At 71.4% G+C, this 21522-nt stretch carries 18 protein-coding genes; 8 read left to right on the top strand and 10 right to left on the bottom strand.

Going from position 1 to position 21522, the window contains the following annotated elements:
• Window positions 1–81: 81 nt before the first annotated feature.
• The 9 genes from RLT59_RS28815 to lysW form a co-directional block, all read right to left on the bottom strand.
• Window positions 82–306 carry an MbtH family protein gene (locus tag RLT59_RS28815; RefSeq protein ID WP_311306093.1) on the bottom strand — a complete coding sequence of 75 codons (225 nt, stop codon included), beginning with the start codon at window positions 304–306 and terminating at the stop codon, window positions 82–84.
• Window positions 307–374: 68 nt separating this feature from the next.
• Window positions 375–2210, bottom strand: a complete 1836-nt coding sequence (locus RLT59_RS28810; protein ID WP_311306092.1) for an AMP-binding protein — start codon at window positions 2208–2210, stop codon at window positions 375–377.
• Window positions 2207–5617 carry a non-ribosomal peptide synthetase gene (locus RLT59_RS28805; RefSeq protein ID WP_311306091.1) on the bottom strand — a complete coding sequence of 1137 codons (3411 nt, stop codon included), beginning with the start codon at window positions 5615–5617 and terminating at the stop codon, window positions 2207–2209. The genes RLT59_RS28810 and RLT59_RS28805 overlap by 4 nt, the downstream gene beginning before the upstream one ends.
• A gap of 35 nt (window positions 5618–5652) precedes the next feature.
• Window positions 5653–6471 carry an SDR family oxidoreductase gene (locus RLT59_RS28800; protein ID WP_311306090.1) on the bottom strand — a complete coding sequence of 273 codons (819 nt, stop codon included), beginning with the start codon at window positions 6469–6471 and terminating at the stop codon, window positions 5653–5655.
• Window positions 6472–6481: 10 nt separating this feature from the next.
• Window positions 6482–7582, bottom strand: a complete 1101-nt coding sequence (locus tag RLT59_RS28795) for a M20/M25/M40 family metallo-hydrolase (RefSeq protein WP_311306089.1) — start codon at window positions 7580–7582, stop codon at window positions 6482–6484.
• A complete protein-coding gene (locus RLT59_RS28790) occupies window positions 7579–8400 on the bottom strand; it encodes a [LysW]-aminoadipate kinase (protein ID WP_311306088.1) in 822 nt (273 codons plus the stop codon). The genes RLT59_RS28795 and RLT59_RS28790 overlap by 4 nt, the downstream gene beginning before the upstream one ends.
• A 13-nt stretch (window positions 8401–8413) precedes the next feature.
• On the bottom strand, window positions 8414–9394 hold the full coding sequence (gene argC / locus RLT59_RS28785) for an N-acetyl-gamma-glutamyl-phosphate reductase (protein ID WP_311306087.1): 981 nt from the start codon (window positions 9392–9394) through the stop codon (window positions 8414–8416).
• Complete coding sequence (locus RLT59_RS28780; protein ID WP_311306086.1) at window positions 9391–10260, bottom strand: RimK family alpha-L-glutamate ligase; 870 nt, start codon at window positions 10258–10260, stop codon at window positions 9391–9393. The genes argC and RLT59_RS28780 overlap by 4 nt, the downstream gene beginning before the upstream one ends.
• A 29-nt stretch (window positions 10261–10289) precedes the next feature.
• A complete protein-coding gene (gene lysW, locus RLT59_RS39475) occupies window positions 10290–10466 on the bottom strand; it encodes a lysine biosynthesis protein LysW (RefSeq protein WP_399126285.1) in 177 nt (58 codons plus the stop codon).
• A 230-nt stretch (window positions 10467–10696) separates the two neighbouring features.
• On the opposite strand from lysW, the gene RLT59_RS28775 reads away from it, so the two are divergent.
• The 8 genes from RLT59_RS28775 to RLT59_RS28740 are packed head-to-tail and all read left to right on the top strand — an operon-like array spanning window position 10697 to window position 17624.
• Entirely contained in the window at window positions 10697–11239 is a 543-nt protein-coding gene (locus RLT59_RS28775) for a beta-sandwich domain-containing protein (protein ID WP_311306085.1), read from the top strand.
• A gap of 59 nt (window positions 11240–11298) precedes the next feature.
• On the top strand, window positions 11299–12264 hold the full coding sequence (locus RLT59_RS28770; RefSeq protein WP_311306084.1) for a BtrH N-terminal domain-containing protein: 966 nt from the start codon (window positions 11299–11301) through the stop codon (window positions 12262–12264).
• A complete protein-coding gene (locus RLT59_RS28765) occupies window positions 12264–13565 on the top strand; it encodes a DegT/DnrJ/EryC1/StrS family aminotransferase (RefSeq protein WP_311306083.1) in 1302 nt (433 codons plus the stop codon). Before RLT59_RS28770 ends, RLT59_RS28765 begins: the two co-directional genes overlap by 1 nt.
• Window positions 13562–14344: a transketolase gene (locus RLT59_RS28760; RefSeq protein WP_311306082.1), complete on the top strand. Its 783-nt coding sequence runs from the start codon at window positions 13562–13564 to the stop codon at window positions 14342–14344. The genes RLT59_RS28765 and RLT59_RS28760 overlap by 4 nt, the downstream gene beginning before the upstream one ends.
• The gene (locus RLT59_RS28755) at window positions 14341–15327 is read left to right on the top strand and encodes a transketolase family protein (protein ID WP_311306081.1); all 987 of its coding nucleotides are present in this window, start codon (window positions 14341–14343) and stop codon (window positions 15325–15327) included. Before RLT59_RS28760 ends, RLT59_RS28755 begins: the two co-directional genes overlap by 4 nt.
• Window positions 15327–15575, top strand: coding sequence for a phosphopantetheine-binding protein (locus RLT59_RS28750; RefSeq protein ID WP_311306080.1), 249 nt, complete (start codon window positions 15327–15329; stop codon window positions 15573–15575). The genes RLT59_RS28755 and RLT59_RS28750 overlap by 1 nt, the downstream gene beginning before the upstream one ends.
• Before the next feature lies 1 nt (window position 15576).
• Window positions 15577–16863, top strand: coding sequence for a cytochrome P450 (locus RLT59_RS28745; RefSeq protein ID WP_311306079.1), 1287 nt, complete (start codon window positions 15577–15579; stop codon window positions 16861–16863).
• Window positions 16860–17624 carry a thioesterase II family protein gene (locus RLT59_RS28740; protein WP_311306078.1) on the top strand — a complete coding sequence of 255 codons (765 nt, stop codon included), beginning with the start codon at window positions 16860–16862 and terminating at the stop codon, window positions 17622–17624. The genes RLT59_RS28745 and RLT59_RS28740 overlap by 4 nt, the downstream gene beginning before the upstream one ends.
• Before the next feature lie 49 nt (window positions 17625–17673).
• Here the strand turns inward: RLT59_RS28740 and RLT59_RS28735 are convergent, their stop codons facing one another.
• Window positions 17674–21519 carry an SDR family NAD(P)-dependent oxidoreductase gene (locus RLT59_RS28735; protein ID WP_311306077.1) on the bottom strand — a complete coding sequence of 1282 codons (3846 nt, stop codon included), beginning with the start codon at window positions 21517–21519 and terminating at the stop codon, window positions 17674–17676.
• Window positions 21520–21522: the final 3 nt, after the last annotated feature.

The raw sequence follows: 21522 nt of genomic DNA, 5'->3' as shown, positions 1-21522 counted from the left end.
CTCGGGTCCCGGGACCAACCGATCCACACAACGAGCGGTACGGATTTCTCAGCGCACAAGACTCACCTCAACGAACCGAGTTCACGCCGGAGCGCTGCGGGACACCTCTCCCGAATCGGTCCTGGCGCGCAGGCTCAGCGGGCGCATGTCGGTCCACACCTGGGAAATGTGCTCCAGGCAGGCGTCCTTGGGGCCGCTGAAGCCCGTCTCCGACCAGCCGGCCGGGATTTCACGATCCACCAGCCAGATCGAATACTGCTGCTCCGCGTTGACGACGACGTGATAGTCGCGGCCTGTATTGCTCATTCTGCTACCTCCTGGCCGAATAAAGTACGTACGTTGACCGTGACGGACATTCCGAGCTGTCTGTTTCCTCACCGATTCCTTCGGACGATCGGCGGAAGCGTCTCACCGCCGGAATCGTTCGCACGCCGCAGCGTCACCTGCCCGGCCAGTTCTTCCAGCGTTCCGGCCGCCATCAGGTCCCGCAGCGCGACCTTCACTCCGAAGAGGCCGTCGATCCGGGCCTGCAGGCGGGCCGCGAGCAGTGAGTCGCCGCCGAGCTCGAAGAAGTTGTCGTCCGCGCCCACCCGGTCCACGGCGAGCAGTTCCGAGTACAGCCCGGCGAGCCCTCGTGGAATCTCGCCCCGAGGTTCGCGGTAGGGCTGCGCGGGCCGCCACTTGCGCCAGTCGGCCGGTGGCAGCGAGAGCCGGTCGATCTTGTTGGAGGTGTTCACGGGCAGGCGGTCCATGAGTACGTAGGCGACGGGCACCATGAACTCCTGGAGGTGCCGCACCGCGTGGGACCGCAGTTCGCCGGGGGTGACGGGCCCGCGCGTGACCAGGCAGGCGACCAGTTGGTTCTGCCCCTCCTCCCGCACCCCCACCACGCACACCCGGGCCACGTCCGGGTGACGGCCCAGCGCCCATTCCACTTCGCCCACTTCGACGCGGTGCCCGCGGATCTTGACCACGTCGTCGATGCGCCCCCGGTGCTCCAGCACCCCGTCGGCCCTCAGCCGTCCCGCGTCTCCGGAACGGTAGAGCCGGCTGCCCGGGGCGCCGAAGGGGTTCGGGCGGAACTTGTCCGCCGTCAGCGCGGGATCCGCCAGATAGCCGAGCGCGAGAGCGGGCGAGTCGACCCACACCTCCCCCATCGTCCCCTCGGCCACCGGAGTCAGGTCCTCCTCAAGGAGGTGCACGCGCACCCCGGGCAGCGGCCGGCCCACGGGCGGCGCGGCGGCGCGGTCGTCGGCCGTAGCCGTGGCGGCCGTACACCGCGATTCCCATGGGTACAGCGAGTTGGCGATCTGGAAGGCCTCAAGGGACCCGTAGGAGACGGTGACTTCGAACGGAAGGCCCTCCGGTGCCCAGTGGTTCAGCTTGTCCCCGCCGACGGTCATCAGCCGCAGGGAGCAGTTCTGCGGCCAGTCGAGCGACTGCAGCACCTCGCCCACGGGGGTGATGACGAAGGTCTGCGTGATTCCGTGGTCGAGCAGCCACTCGCGCAGGGCGGGCGGCGATGCCACGACCTCCGGCTCCGCGATGTGCGTGCTGGCCCCCGCCCACAGCAGCATGCACACCTCGTGGACGGAGATCCCCGCACCGGTCGGCGCGAGCCAGGACCCGCGGTCCGAGGGGCCGGTGCGGTTGACGGCGACACCGTGGGACACCCCGTGGGTGAGCCAGCTGTGCTGGGCCAGAACGATCTTCACCTTGCCCGAGGAGCCCGAGGTGTGCATGGCGAACGCCAGGTCGGCCGGTCCGACCGGGATGCCGGGATCACCGGTCTCCGCGCCCGGAGCCGCCTCCGCCTCCGCCTCCCCGACCACGAGTACCCGGGCCGCCCCCGCCGACAGCTCCCCGGCCCCGCTCGCGCTCGTCAGGACGACCGGCGGGGCCGTGCGGGCGATGGCGCGCGCCGTCCGCTCCGAGGGGGCCTTCGGGTCGAGCGACATGCAGACGGCGCCCGCCTTCAGGGTGGCCAGCATCGAGACGACCCATTCGATGGACCGTACGAGGTGGACGGCGACCACTTCCTGCCGCCCCACCCCGTTGGCCAGCAGGACCCTCGCCAGCCGGTTCGCCCGCTCGTTCAGCTCTGCGTAGGTGACCCGGTCCTCGCCGTGCTGGATCGCCGGCGCGTCGGGCCTCGTCCTCGCGTGGTGCTCCACCATGCCCGGCACGGTGGTCATCGAATTCGTGCTCATCGGTCCCCCTCCTCCGCGCTCTCCGACATCGCGGCGATCATGGCGTCGAGTTCGGACTCGGAGAGCCCGTCGATCCAGTCCTCGCTCTCCACCGCGAGGCCGGTGTTCTCCGAGATCCCGGTCTCTTCGACGGCGTCAGCCATCGCCTGGAGTCCGGGCTTCAGGAACAGGGTCTCCATCGGGATCTCCTTCCCGAACGCGGCGTGGATCCTCGACACCAACTGCACGACCATGAGGGAGTGCCCCCCGAGCTCGAAGAAGTTGGCCTCGGCGCCGATCCCGCTGACGCCGAGCATCTCTTCCCAGACGGCCGCCAGGGCTTCTGCGACCGCTCCGCTGGGCGGCGTCGAGGGCGCGTGCTGCTGGACGTCCTCGCGCCGCAGTGCCGTCAGCGCGCGCCGGTCCAGCTTTCCGTTACGCGTGAGCGGCAGTTCGTCCAGCACCATGACGACCGTGGGAACCATCCAGTCGGGAAGGGTCCGCAGCAGCTTGCGCCGAATCTGTGTGGGCGTCGGCGCGGGCTCCACCGCCGGCACCACACAGGCGTGGAGCGCCGGGCCGGTGCCCCGGTCCTCGGCGACGAAGGCCGCGCCCCTGGCCACCTCTTCGAGGCCGAGAAGGGCGGACTGGATCTCGCCGAGCTCCACCCGGTGTCCGCGGATCTTGTACTGCTGGTCGGAGCGCCCCCGGTAGACCAGCTCGCCGTCCCGCCTGCGCAGGGCGATGTCCCCCGTCCGGTACATGCGCGCGCCGGGAACGGGACTGTACGGGTCCGGGAGCATCCGCAGCGCCGTCAGCGCCGGGTCACCCTGGTAGCGCTGGGCGACCCCGCCGCCACCGACGAATATCTCGCCGGGTATTCCCGGCGGAACGGGCCGCAGTTCGGTGTCGAGCACATAGAGGGACAGGTCCGCCAGCGGTTCCCCGATGAGGGAGTCCGTCTCGGCGGTGTCTCCGCGGACGACCCGCCGGAACGTCACGTGCACCGTCGTCTCGGTGATCCCGTACATGTTGACCAGCTCGGGGCCCTGCTCGCCGGACACCTCGAACCACTTGGCCAGGGCGCCGAAGTTCAGCGCCTCGCCGCCGAACACCACGTAGCGCAGGGCCAGATGGGGGCGCCTGGCGAACGCGACGTCGGCCGTCTGGAGGAAGGCGGACGGGGTCTGGCTGAGGACCGTCACGCTTTCGCGTTCGAGGAGTTCGAGGAAGGCGTCCGGCGCCCTGGTCACCCAGTACGGGACCACGACGAGCCGGCCGCCGTACAGCAGCGCCCCCCACAGCTCCCACACGGAGAAGTCGAAGGCGGAGGAGTGGAACAGCGTCCACACGTCGTCGCCGCCGATGTCGAAGACCCGGTCGGCCGCGGCGAACAGCCGCAGCACATTGGCGTGCGACACCACCACGCCCTTGGGGGAGCCGGTCGAACCCGAGGTGTAGATGACGTAGGCCGGGGACCGGGGGTCCACCGCGACCTCGACCGGCTCCCGCTCCGCGTCCCGTAGCCCGGGGGCGTCCCAGTCGAGCGGGACGAGCCGCGCCGGGCCCTCGGGCAGCCGCCCGGTCAGCTCGGGCGACGCGATCACGACCGGCACGGCGCAGTCCGCGAACTGGCTCGCGGTCCGGTCGGCCGGGCTGTCCGGGTCGATGGAGAGGTAGGCGGCGCCGCACTTGAGGACGGCCAGCACGGCGATGGGCAGGTCGGCGGTCCGCTCGACCATGAGCCCCACCGTCGTCCCGGGCCCTGCCCGGTGGCCGAGCAGTACGTGCGCCAGACGGTCGGCGCGCCGGTCGAGCTCCGCGTACGAGAGGGCGCTCCGCTCGTCGCAGACCGCGATCGCGTCCGGCTCGCGCGCGGCCCGGTCGCGGAACCGGGCGTGCAGCGTGGTGGTGATGTCGCGGAAGCCGGCGGCGGGTGCGCCGGCGAGTTCTTCGTGCTCGGCGGGAGTGATCAGCGGTACGTCACAGAGCGGCTGACCGGGGTCCGCCGTGCCCGCCCTCATGAGAAGTGCCATCCACCGCACGTACGAGGCCACGGTCGACTCGTCGAACAGCTCGTCGTCGTACGGGAAATAGCCTACGACGCGGTCGTCCTCGCACCACAGCTCCGCCATCAGGTCGAAGTGCGTCGCACCGCCGTCGAGGTCGGCGAAGCTCACATCGAGGCCGGGGAGGTCAGGTGGCTCCGGGGCACCGTCGCGCAGGCTGAAGCTCGTCTGGAAGACCGGCGTGACCCCGGGCACCCGGGCCGGCTGAAGCTCGCGCACCAGCATGTCGAAGGGCACGTCCTGGTGGGCGAGTGCCGCGTTGAAGGCATCCCGGGTGCGCCCCACGAGCTCTCGGAGCGACGGCCGCCCACTCACGTCGACCCGGATCGCCAGCCAGTTCAGGAAGTAGCCGAGCATGTGCTGCAGTTCGGGTCTGGTCCGGCCCGCGACCGGCACGCCGACGACCAGCTCCTCGTGTCTGGTCAGCCGGGAGAGCAGGCCGAAGTAGAGGGCGAGGAAGGCGACATGGAGGGTGGTGGAGTTCTCGTGGGCGAGCTGCCGCATGGCGGCGACGAGCGACGGGTCGAACTCGACGCGGTGGAATCTGCCCTGACTCGCTCTGATCGCCGGGCGCGGGCGGTCGGTCGGCAGGTCGAGCGCCTCCGGTATGCCGTCCAAGGTGTCGCGCCAGAAGTCGAGTTGGGGCTTCATCGCGTCGCGGTCCATGGTCTCGCGCTGCCAGTGCGCGAAGTCGGGGTACTGGAGGTCGAGCGGTTCGAGCTCCAGCGGGCTGCCGAGCTCGGCGGCGTAGAGCGCCCCGAGGTCGCTCAGCAGGATCCCGAGCGACCAGTAGTCGGAGACGATGTGGTGCTGGACGATCACGAACAGGTGATCGTCCTCGTCCAGCTCGTACAGCTCGCAGCGCAGCAGCGGTCCCGTGCTCAGGTCGAACGGTTCCGCGATCGCCTGGGCGGCCCGTCCGCGAGCCGCCGCCTCCGGGTCCGGCTCGTTCCCGCGCGCGTGCACCACGAGGGGGATGCCGACGCTGTCGAGGACGATCTGCCGGGGGCCTTCTGCGCTCGCCACGAACACCGTGCGCAGGGCTTCGTGGCGGGCGGTCAGCCGGTCGAGGGCCCGGCGCAGCGCGTCGACGTGCAGCCGGCCGCTGACCCTGAGCGCCGTCGGCACATGGAAGATCTCCCCGTGCGTGAGCAGTTCGCTCATGAACCACAGCCGCTCCTGCTCGAAGGACGCGGGTATCTCGGTGAGGTCCGGCGGCCGTCGCCGGACGCGGGCCGCGGCGTCCGGGGTGTTCTGTTCCATGATCCGCATCACGAGGTCCCGCTGTGCGGGCGCCAGCGCCGCGAGCCGCTGTTCGAGCGGGTCGCGCTGGCCTGTCCCGTCCCGTTGCTCAGTCACTTCGCTCCTCCCTCTCCCGGATTGCGGTGCCTGCCTCAGCGCGCGGTGAAGCCGCCGTCCACGGCCAGTGCCGTGCCCGTGGTGCCGCCGGATTCGGGGCCGGCCAGCCAGAGGCAGGCCTCCGACACCTCCTGGGCGGTCACCAGTCGGCCGATCGCGTGGTACGAGGAGGAGCTGCGCTCGTAGTCGTCCAGGCTCGCCCCCATGGTCCGGGCCACGGCCGCCGTACTCTCGGTGTCCAGGCGGTCGTCGGCGGCCACCGTGCTCGGGCAGACCGCGTTGACCCGGATTCCGGAGCGGCCGTACTCCAGGGCCAGCGCCTTGGTGAGGCCGACGACCGCGTGCTTGGAGGCGACGTAGCTCGAATACATCTCGTACGCGACGAGCCCGCCGACCGAGGCCGTGTTCACGATCGTGCCGGAGCGCTGCGCGACCATGCCGGGCAGCACGGCGCGGCAGCAGCGCCAGGTCCCGTTGAGGTTGACGTCGATGACCAGGTTCCAGTCCCGCTCGCTGAGTTCGTGCGAGCGGACCCCGCCGGGGGCGAGCAGACCGGCGTTGTTGACGAGGATGTCGATCCGGCCGAACTCTTCGAGCCCCGCCGCGACCGCCGCGTCCACGGCCTCCTGGCTCCGTACGTCCGCGACCGCCGTCAGGACCCTGCCGCCGAGGCGGCGGCATTCGGCCGCGGTCTCCTCCAGTTCCTTGCGGCTCGAGAGCCGGTAGGGCCCGTCCTCCTCGCACCGGTCGACCAGCAGGAGGTCGGCGCCTTCGCGTGCGAAGGTGAAGGCGTGGGAACGCCCCAGGGCACGGGCCGCGCCCGTGATCATCGCGATGTGTCCTTCGACGCGCATCGTCTTCCCCTCATCCCGTGCCACTGGAGAGCACTTCTCGCGGCCGGGTGGCGTCCGCCGCCCGTTTCTTCAGCAGCGTGGCCAGCCGGGAGAGCGCCGTGTCGAGCACGGCGACCGATCTGTGCAGCTCCGGCAGCACGATGTGCTCGTCGCTCGTGTGGTCCAGGTGGGCGTCGCCGGGCCCGTAGGCGACCATCGGCACCCCCCAGCGGTCGGCCACGTTCATGTCCGAGGTTCCGGCCTTCAGTTTCAGGACGGGTTCGCCGCCCTGCAGCATGATGGCCGCGCGCATCGCCCTGGCCACGGGATCGCTCCTCGGCCGGCGCACCGCGGCGACCCTCTCGTCGAACTCCACCGTGCCGTCGCTGTGGCGGCGCAGATGCCGCTCGAAGGCGTCGAAGTCGAATCCGAGGGGCACTCGGCAGGTGAGGAACGCCTCGGCGCGGCTCAGGTCTCCGCGCAGGCTCACCACGGTGCCCGCCGCCGCGTCGAACGCGACGGGATCCGCCGACCCGTGGTGGGCCCGCAGGTAGTCCTTCACCAGGGCGCAGAAGCCGACGGCCGCCTCGACGGCCGTGGGCTCCGGGCTGCTGGTGTGCAGGGGCGGCCTGGTGACCTCGTACTCCACTCCGACCCTGCCCTTGTATCCGAGGCAGACGCCGTCCCAGCCGCTCGGCTCGCCGATCACCACGGCGTCGGGCGGTGCCATCGTGCGCAGCAGGTGGCGGGTTCCGCGGGAGCCCGCCACCTCCTCCCCCACGGCGCCGACCACCACCGCGCGTACGTTCGTCGCGCGGGACGCGGCCGTGATCAGTGCGGCCATGGGGCCCTTCGCGTCCACCGCGCCGCGGCCGTAGAGCAGGTCGCCCACCCGGCAGACGGGGACGGCGCCCGGGACGGTGTCGATGTGCCCGAGGAGCAGCACCGTCGGCGCGCCCACGGGCCCGGCGGCACCGTGCACGTTTCCGGCTTCGTCGATGTGGGTGTCCATGCCGAGGTGTTCCATCTGCTCCGCGAGGAAGACGGCCAGCCGGCCCTCGTGCCCGGAGACGGAGGGGATGGACAGCATCGATCTGAGGAGCCAGGTGAGATGGTCGGCCGAAGAGGTCACGCGCCCACCTGCCGTGTTCCGACCACGAGGGTTCCGGCGCCGTTGAGCGCGGAGTCCACCGGGCCGTCGATGCCGCCGTGGCCGATGACCACGTGCCGGACCCCGCCCCGGCCGGCCCGGACCGCGGCGCGCACCTTGTGCCGCATCCGGCCGCCGACGGCCGCCTGTTCGGGTCCGGAGCAGTCGAGCCGGGCCATGACCGACGCGGGGTCCGCCGGGTCGCGCAGCACGCCGGGCACGTCGGTGAGGAGGACGAGCGCGTCCGCGCCCAGTGCCGTGGCGATCGCCGCCGCGACCTGGTCGGCGTCGACGTTGAGCAGCCGCCCTTCCTCGTCGGCCGCGGGCGGGGACACCACGGGGAGGAGGCCGCCGGCGAGCAGGGTGCGCAGGATGGCCGGGGCGACGCGTGTGACCCGGCCCGCGCGGTCGTCGCGGATCAGCCGCACCCTGCCGTTCTCCCGGCTTCTGATCGCCGTCTTGCGTTCGGCCGTCAGCAGTGCGCCGTCCGCGCCGCACAGTCCGGCCGCGCTCACCCCTCTTGCCCGCAGGCCGCCGACCAGGGCGGGTTTGACCCGGCCGAGCAGCGCCATGGCCAGGACGTCGAGCGCTTCCTCGTCCGTCCTTCTGCTCCGGGTGCCGTCGGGCGCCTCGATGGCCCGCACCGGGCGGTCCAGCTGTCCGGCGAGCCGGTCCGCCTCGGCTCCGCCGCCGTGCACGAGGACCACATGGGTCCCGGCACCGTGCAGAGCCGCGACATTGTCGAGCGTCCGGCCGGGGTCCAGGCCGCCGCCGAGCTTCACCACGAGTACGCCGTCCATGGCCGCCACCCGCCTACACCGGGTGCAATCCGGGAAAGTCCACGCCGGTCCGTTCGGGGATTCCCGCGGCGACGTTCATGCTCTGGACCGCTCCCCCGGCGGCGCCCTTGACGAGATTGTCCAGCGCCGCGACGACGACGACGCGTTCGCCGTCGTCATCGACGTCGAATCCGATGTCGGTGAAGTTGCTGCCGGTCAGGAACTGCGGATCCGGCAGCCGGTGCAGTCCCGCCCGCCGGGCCACGAGCCGGACGAACGGTTCACCGGCGTAGTGCCGGCGGTAGGTCTGCCAGATCTCCGCGCGGGACACCGGCCGGGGCGGGCGGATGTGCGCGATGACCTGGACGCCCCTGACCAGGGGCACGGCGGTCACGGTCATCCGCGCCCTGATCCCGCACATCCGGCCGACTTCCCGTTCGTGCCGGTGTCCGGCCGCCCGGTACACGCGTAAGGCGTGCTGTCTCTCCGCGTGGTGGGTCGCCTCGCCCGGTGCCGCTCCCGCGCCGCTGGATCCCGTGCGCGCGTCGAGGATGACGTCACCGGCCACCAGTCCCGCTTCCGCCAGGGGCTTGATGGCCAGGGTGGCGGCCGTCGCCATGCAGCCGGGGACGCTGATCCGGTCCGCGCCGACCAGCTCTGCCCTGTACAGCTCCGGGAGTCCCGGCACGAAGGGCGGATCCGTGCTCGTGGCTGGGTCCCTGAAGTCCTGCCCCAGGTCCACGAGCAGGGTCGCGGCCCGGCTCAGCCTCGGTTGCAGGCTCAGGGATTCGCCCTTGGGTAACGCGGTGAAGAGGACATCGACGGTTTCGAGGCGGTCGGGTGCCGTGAACGTGATGTCCGTGTGGTGCCGGAGGTTGGGGTGCGCGACTCCGAGCGTGCCACCGGCATGGCGTCGTGACGTCACCTGGACAAGGTCGAGGTCCGGGTGTCCCAGAGCCAGCCGTACGAGTTCACCGCCGGCATAGCCGGAAGCGCCGATGACCGAAACCTTCATGGAGTCCTGCCCAACACGTAGTCGATCATCACGTCGGCGACCGGGATCCCGGGATGCGCGGCCGCGAGGCCGTGGAACTCCACCCCGCCGTTGACTTCGATCACGAGCCGGCTCCCCTGGTCCGTCTCAAGGAGATCGACCCCGAGGATGCCGCCGCCCACCGCCGCCGCGGCGCCTTCCGCGAGCTCGGTGAGCCCGGGGTCGAGCACGCAGGCCCGTGCCTGCCCTCCCCGGGCGGTATTGCGCACCCAGTGCTCGCCGGCCCGCTCGATCGCGGCGACCGCCCGGCCGCCGACGACCAGCACCCTGATGTCGCGGCCGCGTACGAACTCCTGGGTGTAGGGGAGTTTCTGGACCGGTGAGGGCAGCTGGTCCCGCAGACCGAAGACGGCCTCGGCGGCGTCGGCGTCGTTGACCTTGGCGAGGCCCCGCCCCCAGGAACCGACGACGGGCTTGACCACGGCGGGGAACCCGACCTCGGCGACCGCCGCACCGCCGGACGCGGCGTCGAGCGCGATCGCGGTCGCGGGGATCGGCAGTCCGGCATGGTGCAGGGCGAGCGAACCGGCTATCTTGCTGCTGCAACACGTCAGTGTGGCAAGCGAGTTGAACACCGGGATGTCCAACGCCTCGTACAGTCTGCTTACTTCGATTCTTCTGGTCGCTGAAATCGCACGGTTGAGAACAGCACGCCATTCCGGCGGCGGTCCACCCACCCGGTAGACCAGAGAGCGGTCGTCCACGTGCACGCAGGACACCGCGCGGCGCCGGAACGCTTCGAGCAACATGCGTTCCTCAGCACGGATACGCGTGGCAATCAGCACTACTGGATACGACGACCGCACTCGCCCCCCGTCCCCCGTCATTGGATCTTTCCAGGCCGCCCGCTACCGAGCTATTCTCCCCAGTCCTCTTCGATCTCGGGGGCCAGGGCGAGGATCAATGGGTCCACGGACACCACCTCAAGTCCTGTGGAGCAATCCACGCAGTCAATAATCTCCGCGATCATCACGTCCGCGTCCACAGCAACGGTTGCGTGACACTCAGGGCATTCGCTGGGTGAACCAGTCATATTGACTTTCCCCTCACCAGGAGCATGGACCTGACATCCAGCGGAAGTAGAACACTCGAATCACGGGGCAGTCAAGAGTAGGCCATGAGAACATTAAGTCTTGCTTCGGCCTGAGTGCGTCGCCTAGCATCCAGCCCCAGTGCAGGCGCTGTCCCAGGTACCCCACATGAATCGATGAGGGCCAAGGAGTGAGCCACTTTCTGCCCGTAGAGACGTCACGTGTACACACCATGACAGCGGTCGATCTGGCACCGCATCTCAACAACGTCGCCCTTACCGCAAGGCAGAACCTGAGTGACGGCCGACTCAACGTTTGGGGGAACAGTTTGCAACTCGAAACCATCCCTTCCGGCCGGCTCTCGGTAGACGGAGTCCCCTTCGAGGCCACCAACAAGGTCAACTCCGAGCCCGACAACATCCGCTGCGAAGCCCAATATCTACAGCTTCCCGAAAGCAAAGCGGAATGGCTGCACTTATTAGCAACCGCCGAACGGCGCTGCGAGGAGACCGTCCACATCCATTACTCCTCCGGCGCGGTCGATCCGGAGTGGATCAGGGTCTCTGATTTCTGGCCCGCGCAGGCACACTTCGGTGAATCCCTTGCCGCGGCATCACCCTCGATGCACTATCCGCACCACCGTCAGGACAACCTGTCAGGTCAATTGTGGGCCGTGCGGATACCGGTGACGCGAAGAGAGCCCGTACGCGCACTGCGGCTGCCCGACAACCCGGCCTTACATGTATTCGCCCTCACCATCGAGACCGTTCGGTGAACGCCCCGGCAGGGGGCTCTTTTGTTTCCTGGTACGACGATCTGAGCAGTTGTCTGCAGATGGATATCGGTTACGTACTCGAACGTGCAGGATGGGACCCGGTCCAGGCACTCGGCGCCGGATGGCGTTTTTCCGCACCCAGGGGCCCCGTCGAATCGGTGGAATACTTCCATCCGGCCGGTGACCGCATCGAAGAATACTTCTGCCTGCATCACCCGGTATCGCTGCGCTGGCACAGTCCTCGCGACGCCGCCGCGGCCCACCACGACGTGCTGGCCGCACTCGCGCGGGGCGTTTCCCCCGTCGTCGCGGTGAACAACTACCACCTGCCCTTCCGGCCGGCCTACCACGACGTCCACGCGGCCCACCTCCTCGTCGTCACGGCGTACGAGCCGGAGCGCGACGTGTACCGGATCGCCGACCCCATGCCGCCCGCCCACCGCGGAGACCTGCCCCGTTCCGTTCTCGAAAAGGCACGCTCTTCCCTGGCCGTCGACGACGCGAGCGACCCGTTCTTCGCGGGCAGTTCCCCGGCCTGGCGCTGGCTGGAGGTACGCACCACCGGGCCGCAGCCCACCCTCTCGCCGCCCTGGCTGCGCGAGGTGCTGACGGACAACGTGGCCTCGATGCGCGGCACCGGAGCGGCCGAGGGCCCCGCGGTCCTCGCGCGCCTCCTCGACGAGCTGCCCGGACGGATCCGCCGCGAGGGCCCGCGCGCCCTCCAGGAGATCTACGTCCTCGGCTGGCCGGCCCAGGCCGAGACGAGCCTGCACAGCACCTTCCTCACCCGGGCGGGGCTGCGGTTCGAGCGGCCCGACCTGGTGGAGGCCGCACGCTGGGTCGACCTGGTGGCACACAGCTGGACGGGACTGCGCGTCGGCTCGGCACACGGAGCCGTCGCGGACAGCCCGCCCGTGGACCGGGTGACAGCCCTGGGCAGGCGGCTGCTGGTGCACTGGGAACAGAGCCTCCAGCGCCTCGAAGGCGTACTCACGCACTGGGAAGACAAGCCGAAGGAGGTGTGATGAGCAAGCTCGCGATGCTCGGCGGAACACCGGCCGTCCCCTCCGGCGGCGCGTCCGCGACGACGCTCTGGCCGGTCGTCACGTCCGAGGACGAGCAGGCCGTGTTCCGCGTGCTGCACGGGGGCCGGCTGACCGCGACAGCGGCCGGGGAGGTGGAAGTCCCCGCGCTGGAGCGGGAATGGGCCGAGCACGTCGGAACGGCTCACTGCGTGGCCGTGAGCTCGGGAACCGCGGCCCTGCGGGTGGCGCTCGGCGCGCTCGGCATCGGCCGCGGGGACGAGGTCGTCATCCCCGCGCTGACCATGAACGCAACCGCCCACGCGGTCCTCCAGTGCGACGCCACTCCGGTGTTCGCCGACATCGCCCCCGACACGTACACGCTGGACCCGAAGCGGGTGCCCGAGGTGCTGACGGGGCGGACCGCGGCGCTCCTCCCCGTCCATCTGCACGGACTGCCCGCCGATATGGACGCGCTGGCCTCCACGGCGGAGGCCGGTGCACTGGCGGTGGTCGAGGACGCGGCGCAGGCGCACGGCGCCACCTACCGGGGCCGGAGAACCGGAGCGCTCGGTGTGCTCGGCTGTTTCAGCCTCCACCCGAGCAAGAACCTGCCGACCTGCGGGGAAGGCGGGCTGATCACCACCGACTCCGGTCCGCTGCGGGAGGCCGCGCTCGCGCTGCGGAACTTCGGCGAGCGGGCACCGGCAGCCACCCGGACCTACATCGCGCACGGCGCGGGCGGCAACGCCCGGCTCGGCCCCGTACAAGCAGCCTTCACCCGCTCGCAGTTGACCCGCCTCCCGGCCTACTCGAAGGACCGGGACCTGGCCGTCACCGCCCTGCTCGGCCGGCTCGCGGCGCTGCCTGGGCTCCGGGTCCCCCGCGTGCCGGAGGACCGCTCGCACGCCTGGCACATCATCCGGCTGCTCCTCGTGCCGGAGGAGATGGACATGGCGGGCATCGCGCCCGCCGCGGTCCGCCGGGCGCTGCACCGCGTGCTCAGGGCCGAGGGAGTGCCCGTCTCGCAGTACCAGGTGGCTCCGCTGCCCGCGCACCCCGCCTTCCGCCCGGCGGACCTGACGTACGAGGACATCGCCGCCCGGTTCCCCTCGTCCTGTCAGGTCATCGACGGCTCGCTCTGTCTTCAGCGGCGCCACCTCAATCCGGCGGCCGCCGACGTGCTCCCGCTGTACGCCCGAGGCTTCGAGAAGGCCTGGGAGCACCTCGACCTGGTCCGCGACATCGCCCGCGCACAGGGCACGGACGACTGGCGCCGGCACTTCACGGACGGCGCCCGATGACGCGCCGGCTCGCGGAACTCGCCCACCGGCTGCGTCGCGACATCGTGCGGATGGCCGCGGGGCCACAGGGCGCGCACCTGGGCGGCAGCCTCTCCTGCGCGGACATCCTCGCCGTGCTCTACGGCGAAGTCCTCGACGAACGGGACGCCTTCATCCTCAGCAAGGGGCATGCCGCACCCGCGCTCTACGCCGCGCTCGCGGCCACCGGACGGCTCGGCCCGGAGGAGCTGACCCGGTACGCGACACCGGGGAGCCGGCTCTTCGGGCATCCGCCCCGCGGACTGCCCGGGGTCGAATTCCCCACCGGCTCGCTCGGACACGGCCTGAGCCTGGCCTCCGGCCTCGCCCTTGCCGAGAGGTTCTCCGGCGGCTCCGGCCGCGTCTATCTGCTGCTCGGTGACGGCGAGTTGCAGGAGGGGACGGTCTGGGAGGCGGCGATGTTCGCCGGGCACCAGCGGCTCAACAACATCGTCGCCGTCATCGACCGCAACCGGCTCCAGATCACCGGGCCGACCGAGGACCGCGTGGGCCTCGAACCCCTCGCCGCGAGGTTCGAGGCGTTCGGCTGGGAGACGCGGACGGTCGACGGACACGATCTGGAGGCCCTGCGCACGGCCCTGCGCCGGCCCGGCGAGCGCCCCGTCGCGGTGATCGCGCGGACGCTGAAGGGGCGAGGGGTGTCGTTCCTGCAGGGGAAGACGGCGAGCCACTACGTCACGCTGCGGCCGGAGCTGCTCAAACGCGCGTACGCGAGCCTGGAAGCGCAGGCACCCTCATGACGGCCGCACCGGACGGGCCGGACAGGAAGGGGCCGGAGTCCCCCCGGCTCGCGTACCGCAGGGCGCTGATCGAACTGGCAGCGGCCGACGAACGCGTCATCTGCCTCGACTCGGACACCGGCGGTCTGGAGAACACCTTCGGCACCCGGTTCCCCGAGCGATACGTCAATGTGGGAATCGCGGAGGCGAACATGTTCGGCATCGCCGCCGGCCTGGCCTCCCGCGGCTACCTGCCCTACGTCCACACCATGGCCACGTTCGCCACGATGCGGGCCGCCGAGCAGCTCAAGATCGACATCGTCGGCAACGAACTGCCCGTACGGATCGTCGCCACCCACGCGGGCCTCTCCGCGACGCACTTCGGAACGACCCACTACGGGCTGGAGGACCTGGCCGTCGCCAGGGCGCTGATGGACCTGACCGTCGTGGTGCCCGCGGACGCGTCGGAGATCGGCCCGGCACTGCGTTCCCTGCACGCCCTGCCGGGACCCGCGTACCTGCGCCTGGGACGCTCGGCCACTCCCGCCGTGCACGACATCGTTCCCCGCTTCGAACTCGGGCGCATGGTGACCCTGCGGACCGGCGACGACGTCACGCTCATGGCCATGGGGCCATTCCCCGTACTGATGGCCCTCCAGGCGGCGGACGAGCTCCTGGCCGACGGGGTGCGCTGCCGCGTGGTGCAGGTCCACACCCTCTCGCCGCTGGACACCGGGACGGTGGTGCGCGCCGCGAGAGCCACCGCCGGGCTGGTGACGGTGGAGGAGCACCGCCCCCACGGCGGGCTCGGTGACGCCGTGGCGGAGACGGCCGGTGAGCACTGTCCCGTACCGCATCTGCGGGTGGCCGTACGCGGCCGCGTGGGGACCGTCGTACGAGGACACCGGGAAGCCCTGGAGGAAGCCGGCGTCAGCGCGGCCGCGATCGGAGCGGCCGCGCTACGTGTCATCGGAAAACCCGAAGCCGTAGAGGTGGATGCCTGATGCCTGATCCCACAAGCACGCAGATCGCCGAGGTCTACGGGCGCGTACTGAAGGTCGAGCACGTCCGCGACAGCGACGACTTCTTCACGCTCGGCGGCACCTCGCTGTCGGCGATCGAGCTGCTGGACGTCATCGACAAGGAATTCGGGGTGCGGCTGACGCCCAGGGTCTTCTACCGGGCCACGGTCGTCACCGAACTCACGCACGAGGTGAACGCCCGGCTCGCGGACACCGGCGAAGGAGCCTGACATGCGACTTACCCGACCTCCCTTCGGCCCTGCCGAGTTCAAGGACGCCGACCTGCTCGACTCCACCTACTACGCGTCCGCCGATCCGCACGCGCTCTGGGCTCGGCTGCGGGAGCACGACCCCGCCTACTACTGCGACCCGGCCGACGGCCGCGAGGCGTTCTGGGTGCTGACGCGGCACGAGGACGTCTCGATGGTCCTGCGCGACTACGAGTCGTTCACCTCCCGGCGCGGGACCATGCTGTGCATCATCGATCTGAGCATGCCCGACTTCGCCTCCGACGAGATGATGCCCGACACCGATCCGCCCCGGCACCGGATGCTGAGGGAACCGGTGAACCGGGCACTGACTCCCCGGGCCGTCGCCGCGCAGGAGGAGCCGATACGCGCGATCGTCCGCGACCTGCTGCGCCCGGCGCTCGACGGCGGGGTGTTCGACATGGCGCAGGCCGCGCTGCTGTTCCCCATGGCCTTCACCGGAACGCTCATGGGTCTGCCGCGGGAGAACTGGCGGCGCATGTCCGAGCTGACGGCGATGACGATCGCCTACGACGACCCCGACTACTCGGTCGGTGACTCGAAGGCCACGCTCCGCCAGGCGCACCACGAGCTGTTCGACTTCTTCCTGAGCGAAGTCCGCTCCCGGCGGCGTTCCGACGCCGACGGCGGTGATCTGCTGAGCATTCTGCGCGCGATGGACGTCGACGGGGCTCCGCTGACCGAGCAGCAGCTCGTCCTCAACTGCTACGCGCTCCTGCTGGGCGCGAACGTCACGACACCGCACGTCACGTCCACGCTGGTGGCCCTGATGGCCGAGCATCCGGGGCAGTTCCGCAGGGTCCGCGAGGACGTGGGCCTCAGGCGGCTGTGCGTCCAGGAGACCTTGCGCTGGTCGTCCCCCGCGAGCCACTTCATGCGCTACGCGCTGCGCGATGTCCAGCTGCACGGCAGGACCCTGCGGGAGGGCGAGCCGGTGAGCGTGTGGCTGGGCTCTGCCAACCGGGACGAGCGGGTCTTCGACCGGCCGTACGAGTTCGACGTGACGCGGCAGCCGAACAAGCACGTCGCCTTCGGTGTCGGGCCGCACTACTGCATCGGCGCGGGTCTGGCCACTCTCGGCCTGCGCATCTTCCTGGACGAGCTGATGAATCTGGTGGAGCGGGTCGAACCGGCCGGCGAGGTGACTCATCTGGCATCGAACCTGGTGGCCGGCTACAAGAACATGCCGGTGCGGCTCACCCCCCGGGCCGGGGTCACCGAACGCACCCTCTCGGAGGCCGCTGGATGACCGGGTCGCCACGCCCCCCGGCCGGGGTCCGGGCCGGTTCCTGGTTCGACGACCGGTTCCGGCTCGGCGGCGCCTCCGCGAGCCTGTACTGCTTCCCCTTCGCGGGAGGGACGGCCGGCTACTACGCGTCCTGGGCCCCGCGCTTCCACGACACGGTCGAACTCGTCCCCGTCCAGCTGCCCGGCCGGGGCCCCAGGATGGCGGAACCGGGCCCCACCGACATGGCGGCCCTGGCCGACGAGATCGCGGCCCTGATCGCCCGCGCCCCCACCAGGCCCCTGCTGTTCGGGCACAGCATGGGGGCGATCATCGCGTTCGAGGTGGCCAGGCGCCTCGAACGGCTGGGCGGTCCGGCGGACTTCCTGTTCGTCAGCGGCCGCCCCGCCCCGCCCGTCCGCCGCCCGGTGGCCCGGTTCTCCACGCTGCCCAGGGCCGAGTTCGTGCAGGTACTCCGCGACTACGGGGCCGCCTCGGAGGAGATCCTGGCGCACGAAGAGCTGCTCGACGTCCTGATCCCGATGATGCGTGCCGACTTCGCCCTGATCGAGCGGTACACGTACACGCCGGGCCCGGCCCTGAGCTGCCCCGTGCTGGGGTGGTGCGGCGACGCCGACCCCGAGGTGAAGGCCGAGGAGATGCGCGGCTGGGGCGAGATGACCTCGGAGCGGTTCGAGCTGTTCGTCCGCCCCGGTGAACACTTCTTCCTCACCGACCACCGGGCCGAGGTCGCCACGGTGATCCAACAGGCCGTCAGAGTCTGAGGGTTACGGGTGGGTCGCGCCCCGGTCCGGGGCGCGACCGGCTGCCGAGTCAGGCGGAACCGCCGGCGTCGATGGCCGTGGCGAGCTCCCGGACGGTCGGGTGGACGTACAGCAGCCTGACCGGGAGTTCCCGCCCGAAGCACTCGCCCAGGCTGCCCGCCACCTGCAGTACCTGGATCGAGTCGCCGCCGAGCGCGAAGACCGAGTCCTCCCGTCCCACCGGGCCCTGCTTCAGCTGTTCCTGGATGACCCGGGCCACCACCGACTCCGTCGGCCCCTGCGGAGCCACGTACCGCGAGGGCCCGGCGGCGCCGTCACGGTGGGCGAGGATCCGGCCGGCGTCGGGGGCGCCCCCCGTGTCTCTGGCGATCTGCGGGACGGCCAGGACCTGGGCGAGTACGCCGCGCCGGGCGAGAGCGGCTGCCACGGCGCTCCTGACCGTCTCGGGTTCGACCGTACCGTCGGGGACCACGGCCACCACGGTGCTGCCGCCGGCGAACTGGTCCGGTGCGAGGTGTACCGCCAGGTGGGGGTTGCCCGGGTCGGCGCCGATCAGGAGGTACGGCCGGGGCTGGTTCAGGGCGGCGAGCAGCAGCCCCAGCCCGTCGGAGGGTTCGATCAGCCGCAGTCCGCGGCGCTGTGCGGCGGCGATCAGCGGACTGCCGTCGTTCATGCCCACACCGGCCCACATGCTCCAGGCCAGACAGCGCACATACCGGCCACCGGCCGCCCAGCGGTGCGCGAAGCCGTCGAGCGCCGCGTTCGCCGCGGCGTAGGCGCTGTAGGCGGTGCCTCCGAGGAAGCCGTTGACCGAGGAGAACAGCACCACACCGGTGTCCGGGTGGCCGTCGAGCAGTTCCCCGACCGCTGCCCCGCCTTCGAGTTTGGAGTGCAGCATGGTGCGCAGCCAGGGGACGCTCTCCCTGCCGAACTGATGCGCCGGGAGGTCCTCCCACTGCGGGGCCGGGGACGCGCCCGCGGTGTGGACCACCAGGTCCAGGGGTCGCCCCCAGTGCTTCTCCGCCTCGGCGACCGCTTCGCGGAGTGCGGCCGCGGAGGCGACGTCCACGGCGGCGTAGCGCACATCGCCCAGTTCCCGGAGATCGCGGAGCACGGCATCGGCTCCCGTGCGGGGCAGTTCGGCCTCCGGGGTGCGTCCGGTGATCAGGAGCCGGGCGCCCATGGCGGCGAGCAGGTACTCGGAGACGATCGCGCCGAGACCGCCGAGACCACCGATGACCAGACAGGTGCCGCCGGGCCGCAGGGCCTCGGCCGGTACGCCGAGCTCGGTGGGCCTGGCCGTCATCCGCAGCCGAGGCGCGTACGCCACGCCTTCGCGGACGGCGACCGTGTCGGTTCCGTACCCGGCCAGCGCGAGCCGCGCGCTCTCGGCGGCGTCGGCTTCCGCGGGCACGTCGACCAGCCCGACCGAGGCGAGCAGGCCCTCGGCGGCGGCGCTGCGGACCAGGCCGGACAGCGCCGCCCGGCCCGGGTCGATCGCGTCGTCCGCCGCCACGCCGAGGGCGTGCCGGGTGAGGACGGTGACCTCGGCGTCCGGGTGGGCCCGCGCGAGGGCGCCGAGAGCGACCAGCAGGTGCGCCGCCGCGAGGCCGTCCGGTGCCGTCCCGGCCGCCGTCGGTCCCGGCTCGCTCCCCCACGCGTACAGCACGCGGAGCGGCTCGTCGAGGCTTCCGGTGAGATGGGCGAGGGCGCGCTCGTGCTGCTCCGGGTCGAGGGGGTCCACCTCCGCGTGCCCCGGCCCGGGGGTCCTCGGCCGGTCTCCGGCAGAGAGCACCCTGATCCGTCCGCCGGGGAGGAGTGCGGTGAGGTGTGCCGTCAGGGCGCTGTCCCCCGGCGCGTACAGCAGGACCGGCCGGGTGGGTCGGGCCGCGCCGGCCGGGTCCACGGCTGTCCAGACCCGTTCGAGCAGCCAGTCGTCGGCCGTCTCGTCGCGGGCGGGCCGCCGGTCGTACTGCCGGCCGTCGAACCGCCCGTCCGCATAGGCCTCTGCGAGCTGATTGCGCTGGATCTTGCCGCTGGCCGTTCTGGGGAACTCGTCGGCGGTCACGGGTACGACCGCCTTCGGGCGCAGCGCGAGGTCCCGGGCGAGTTCCGCCCGGATGGCGGTGACGGTGCCGTCGAGGTCTCCGGCCGCGTCCTGGGCGGGTACGAAGAACACCAGGAGCGCGCCGGTGTCGGCCTCCTCGTCGCGGACGGCGCACACCGCGGCGCAGGCCGGCCGTACCCCGGGGCACTGTTCGACCACCGCTTCGATGTCGGACACGGGGTGGTTGGCGCCGTTGACGATCACCATGTCCTTCTCGCGGCCGGTGAGCGTGAGGCGGCCCTGGCGCAGGAACGCGAGATCCCCGGTCTCGAACCAGCCGTCGCCGGTGAAGCTCGCCGCGTTGGCGGGCTCGTTCCCGAAGTATTCGAGCAGCAGGGTGTCTCCGGTGACCTGAAGCCGTCCGACGCGGCCCTCGGGCAGGACCTCGCCCTCGCGGTCGACGATGCGCAGGCCGACTCCGGCTATCGGGGGTCCGGCGTCTGCGAGCACGACGGCGCGCGGTGTGCCGTGCGGAAGCGCGATCAGCGGGCCGTCCAGGGAGGCCGGGTCGAGGGAGACGGTGCCCACCGCGGGGTCACGCGCGTCCATCGCGGAGTAGGTGACTCCCGACGACGTCTCCGACATGCCCCAGCAGGGGACCATCGCGAGGGGCGGCAGACCGTGGGGGGCCAGCAGTTCGAGGAGCCGGTGCGCGGTGCGCGGCACCACCGCCTCCCCCGCGTTGCAGATGTGCCGCAGTCGCGAGAGGTCCCAGCTGCCCGCCTCGATCTCCTCGGCGTGCTTGTTGACCAGTGCGAACGCGAAGTTGGGCGCCCAGGTGTTGGTGACCGCGAAGCGCTCGCACCAGTCGAGGAGATTCACCGGGCGGCGGACGAGGGAGTCCGTGAGCGCGTTGATGTGCTCGCAGCGCAGGAAGACGTCCCGCACGTTCGACATGACGATGCCGCCGACGTGGTCGAGGGGCATGAAGTTCAGCGTGATCTCGTGCTCGGTGAATCCGTTGGCCTGGGCGGTCGCGTAGCTGCGCGCCACGACGGACCTGTGCGCGTGCCGCACGCACTTGGGCGTTCCGGTGCTGCCCGAGGTCAGCAGGTTGAGGACCGGCTGGTCCGGGTGGGCGGTCTCGGGTTCCGCGGCCTCTTCGGCTGTCAGCTCCGCGACGGAGCCGGCCCTGAACCCGGCCCCCCAGCCACGGCCCAGACCGGCGACGCTGTCCCGCAGCTCCGTGTCGGTCAGCACGAAGGGCCTGCCGAGCAGCTGCCAGGCCGACCGCAGCTTGCGTGTGACGGCGTTGTCCGCCGTGTAGTCGGGCGCGGGCCCCACCGGAGTCGGCAGGAAGCCGCCGAGCACACAGGCCCAGAATCCGGTGAGGAAGGCGCGGCTGTCCGCGCACTGGAGCAGCACGGCCTCGCCCCGGCCGACTCCGGCCCCCCGCAGTCCGGCCAGCAGGCGCAGCGCCTCGTCCAGCAGCTCCGGGTAGGTCTGCCGGTCCGTACTGCCGTCCCGGAGCACGAAGGTCGTGCCCCGGTCCGGCGCCAGCTCCGCCGCCCTGAGCAGGGCCTCGGTCAGCGTTTCCACGCCGTCCGCCGGGATCCTCTGTACGGGGCCGGTGCTGACGGCCGGCCGGTCGTCCGGGACCGGGGTTCCGGCCGCCGCCCCCGTGGCGGGCGGGTCTTCGGGGTTCGGCCCGCCCGATGCCTCGGGTGTCCTCACCCGGTGGCGGGTGACCGCCACCGCCTCGCGTACGCCGGGAACGGCGCCCGCGAGGAGGCCGATCCCCGTCAGGTCCGCCGGTGCGGTGCGCGGCGTCCCGCCGTTGTCACTCACGCT

The organism is Streptomyces sp. ITFR-6 (genome assembly GCF_031844725.1).
Lineage (GTDB): Bacteria > Actinomycetota > Actinomycetes > Streptomycetales > Streptomycetaceae > Streptomyces.
This window is presented reverse-complemented; position numbering and strand designations above follow the sequence as displayed.

Coding starts and splice junctions, on each gene's coding strand:
- RLT59_RS28790 (WP_311306088.1), bottom strand. CDS start 8,400: ATGGACGGCGTACTCGTGGTGAAGCTCGGCGGCGGCCTGGACCCCGGC.
- RLT59_RS28810 (WP_311306092.1), bottom strand. CDS start 2,210: ATGAGCACGAATTCGATGACCACCGTGCCGGGCATGGTGGAGCACCAC.
- RLT59_RS28775 (WP_311306085.1), top strand. CDS start 10,697: ATGACAGCGGTCGATCTGGCACCGCATCTCAACAACGTCGCCCTTACC.
- lysW (WP_399126285.1), bottom strand. CDS start 10,466: ATGACTGGTTCACCCAGCGAATGCCCTGAGTGTCACGCAACCGTTGCT.
- RLT59_RS28760 (WP_311306082.1), top strand. CDS start 13,562: ATGACGCGCCGGCTCGCGGAACTCGCCCACCGGCTGCGTCGCGACATC.
- RLT59_RS28755 (WP_311306081.1), top strand. CDS start 14,341: ATGACGGCCGCACCGGACGGGCCGGACAGGAAGGGGCCGGAGTCCCCC.
- RLT59_RS28765 (WP_311306083.1), top strand. CDS start 12,264: ATGAGCAAGCTCGCGATGCTCGGCGGAACACCGGCCGTCCCCTCCGGC.
- RLT59_RS28780 (WP_311306086.1), bottom strand. CDS start 10,260: ATGACGGGGGACGGGGGGCGAGTGCGGTCGTCGTATCCAGTAGTGCTG.
- RLT59_RS28800 (WP_311306090.1), bottom strand. CDS start 6,471: ATGCGCGTCGAAGGACACATCGCGATGATCACGGGCGCGGCCCGTGCC.
- argC (WP_311306087.1), bottom strand. CDS start 9,394: ATGAAGGTTTCGGTCATCGGCGCTTCCGGCTATGCCGGCGGTGAACTC.
- RLT59_RS28740 (WP_311306078.1), top strand. CDS start 16,860: ATGACCGGGTCGCCACGCCCCCCGGCCGGGGTCCGGGCCGGTTCCTGG.
- RLT59_RS28750 (WP_311306080.1), top strand. CDS start 15,327: ATGCCTGATCCCACAAGCACGCAGATCGCCGAGGTCTACGGGCGCGTA.
- RLT59_RS28815 (WP_311306093.1), bottom strand. CDS start 306: ATGAGCAATACAGGCCGCGACTATCACGTCGTCGTCAACGCGGAGCAG.
- RLT59_RS28745 (WP_311306079.1), top strand. CDS start 15,577: ATGCGACTTACCCGACCTCCCTTCGGCCCTGCCGAGTTCAAGGACGCC.
- RLT59_RS28770 (WP_311306084.1), top strand. CDS start 11,299: ATGGATATCGGTTACGTACTCGAACGTGCAGGATGGGACCCGGTCCAG.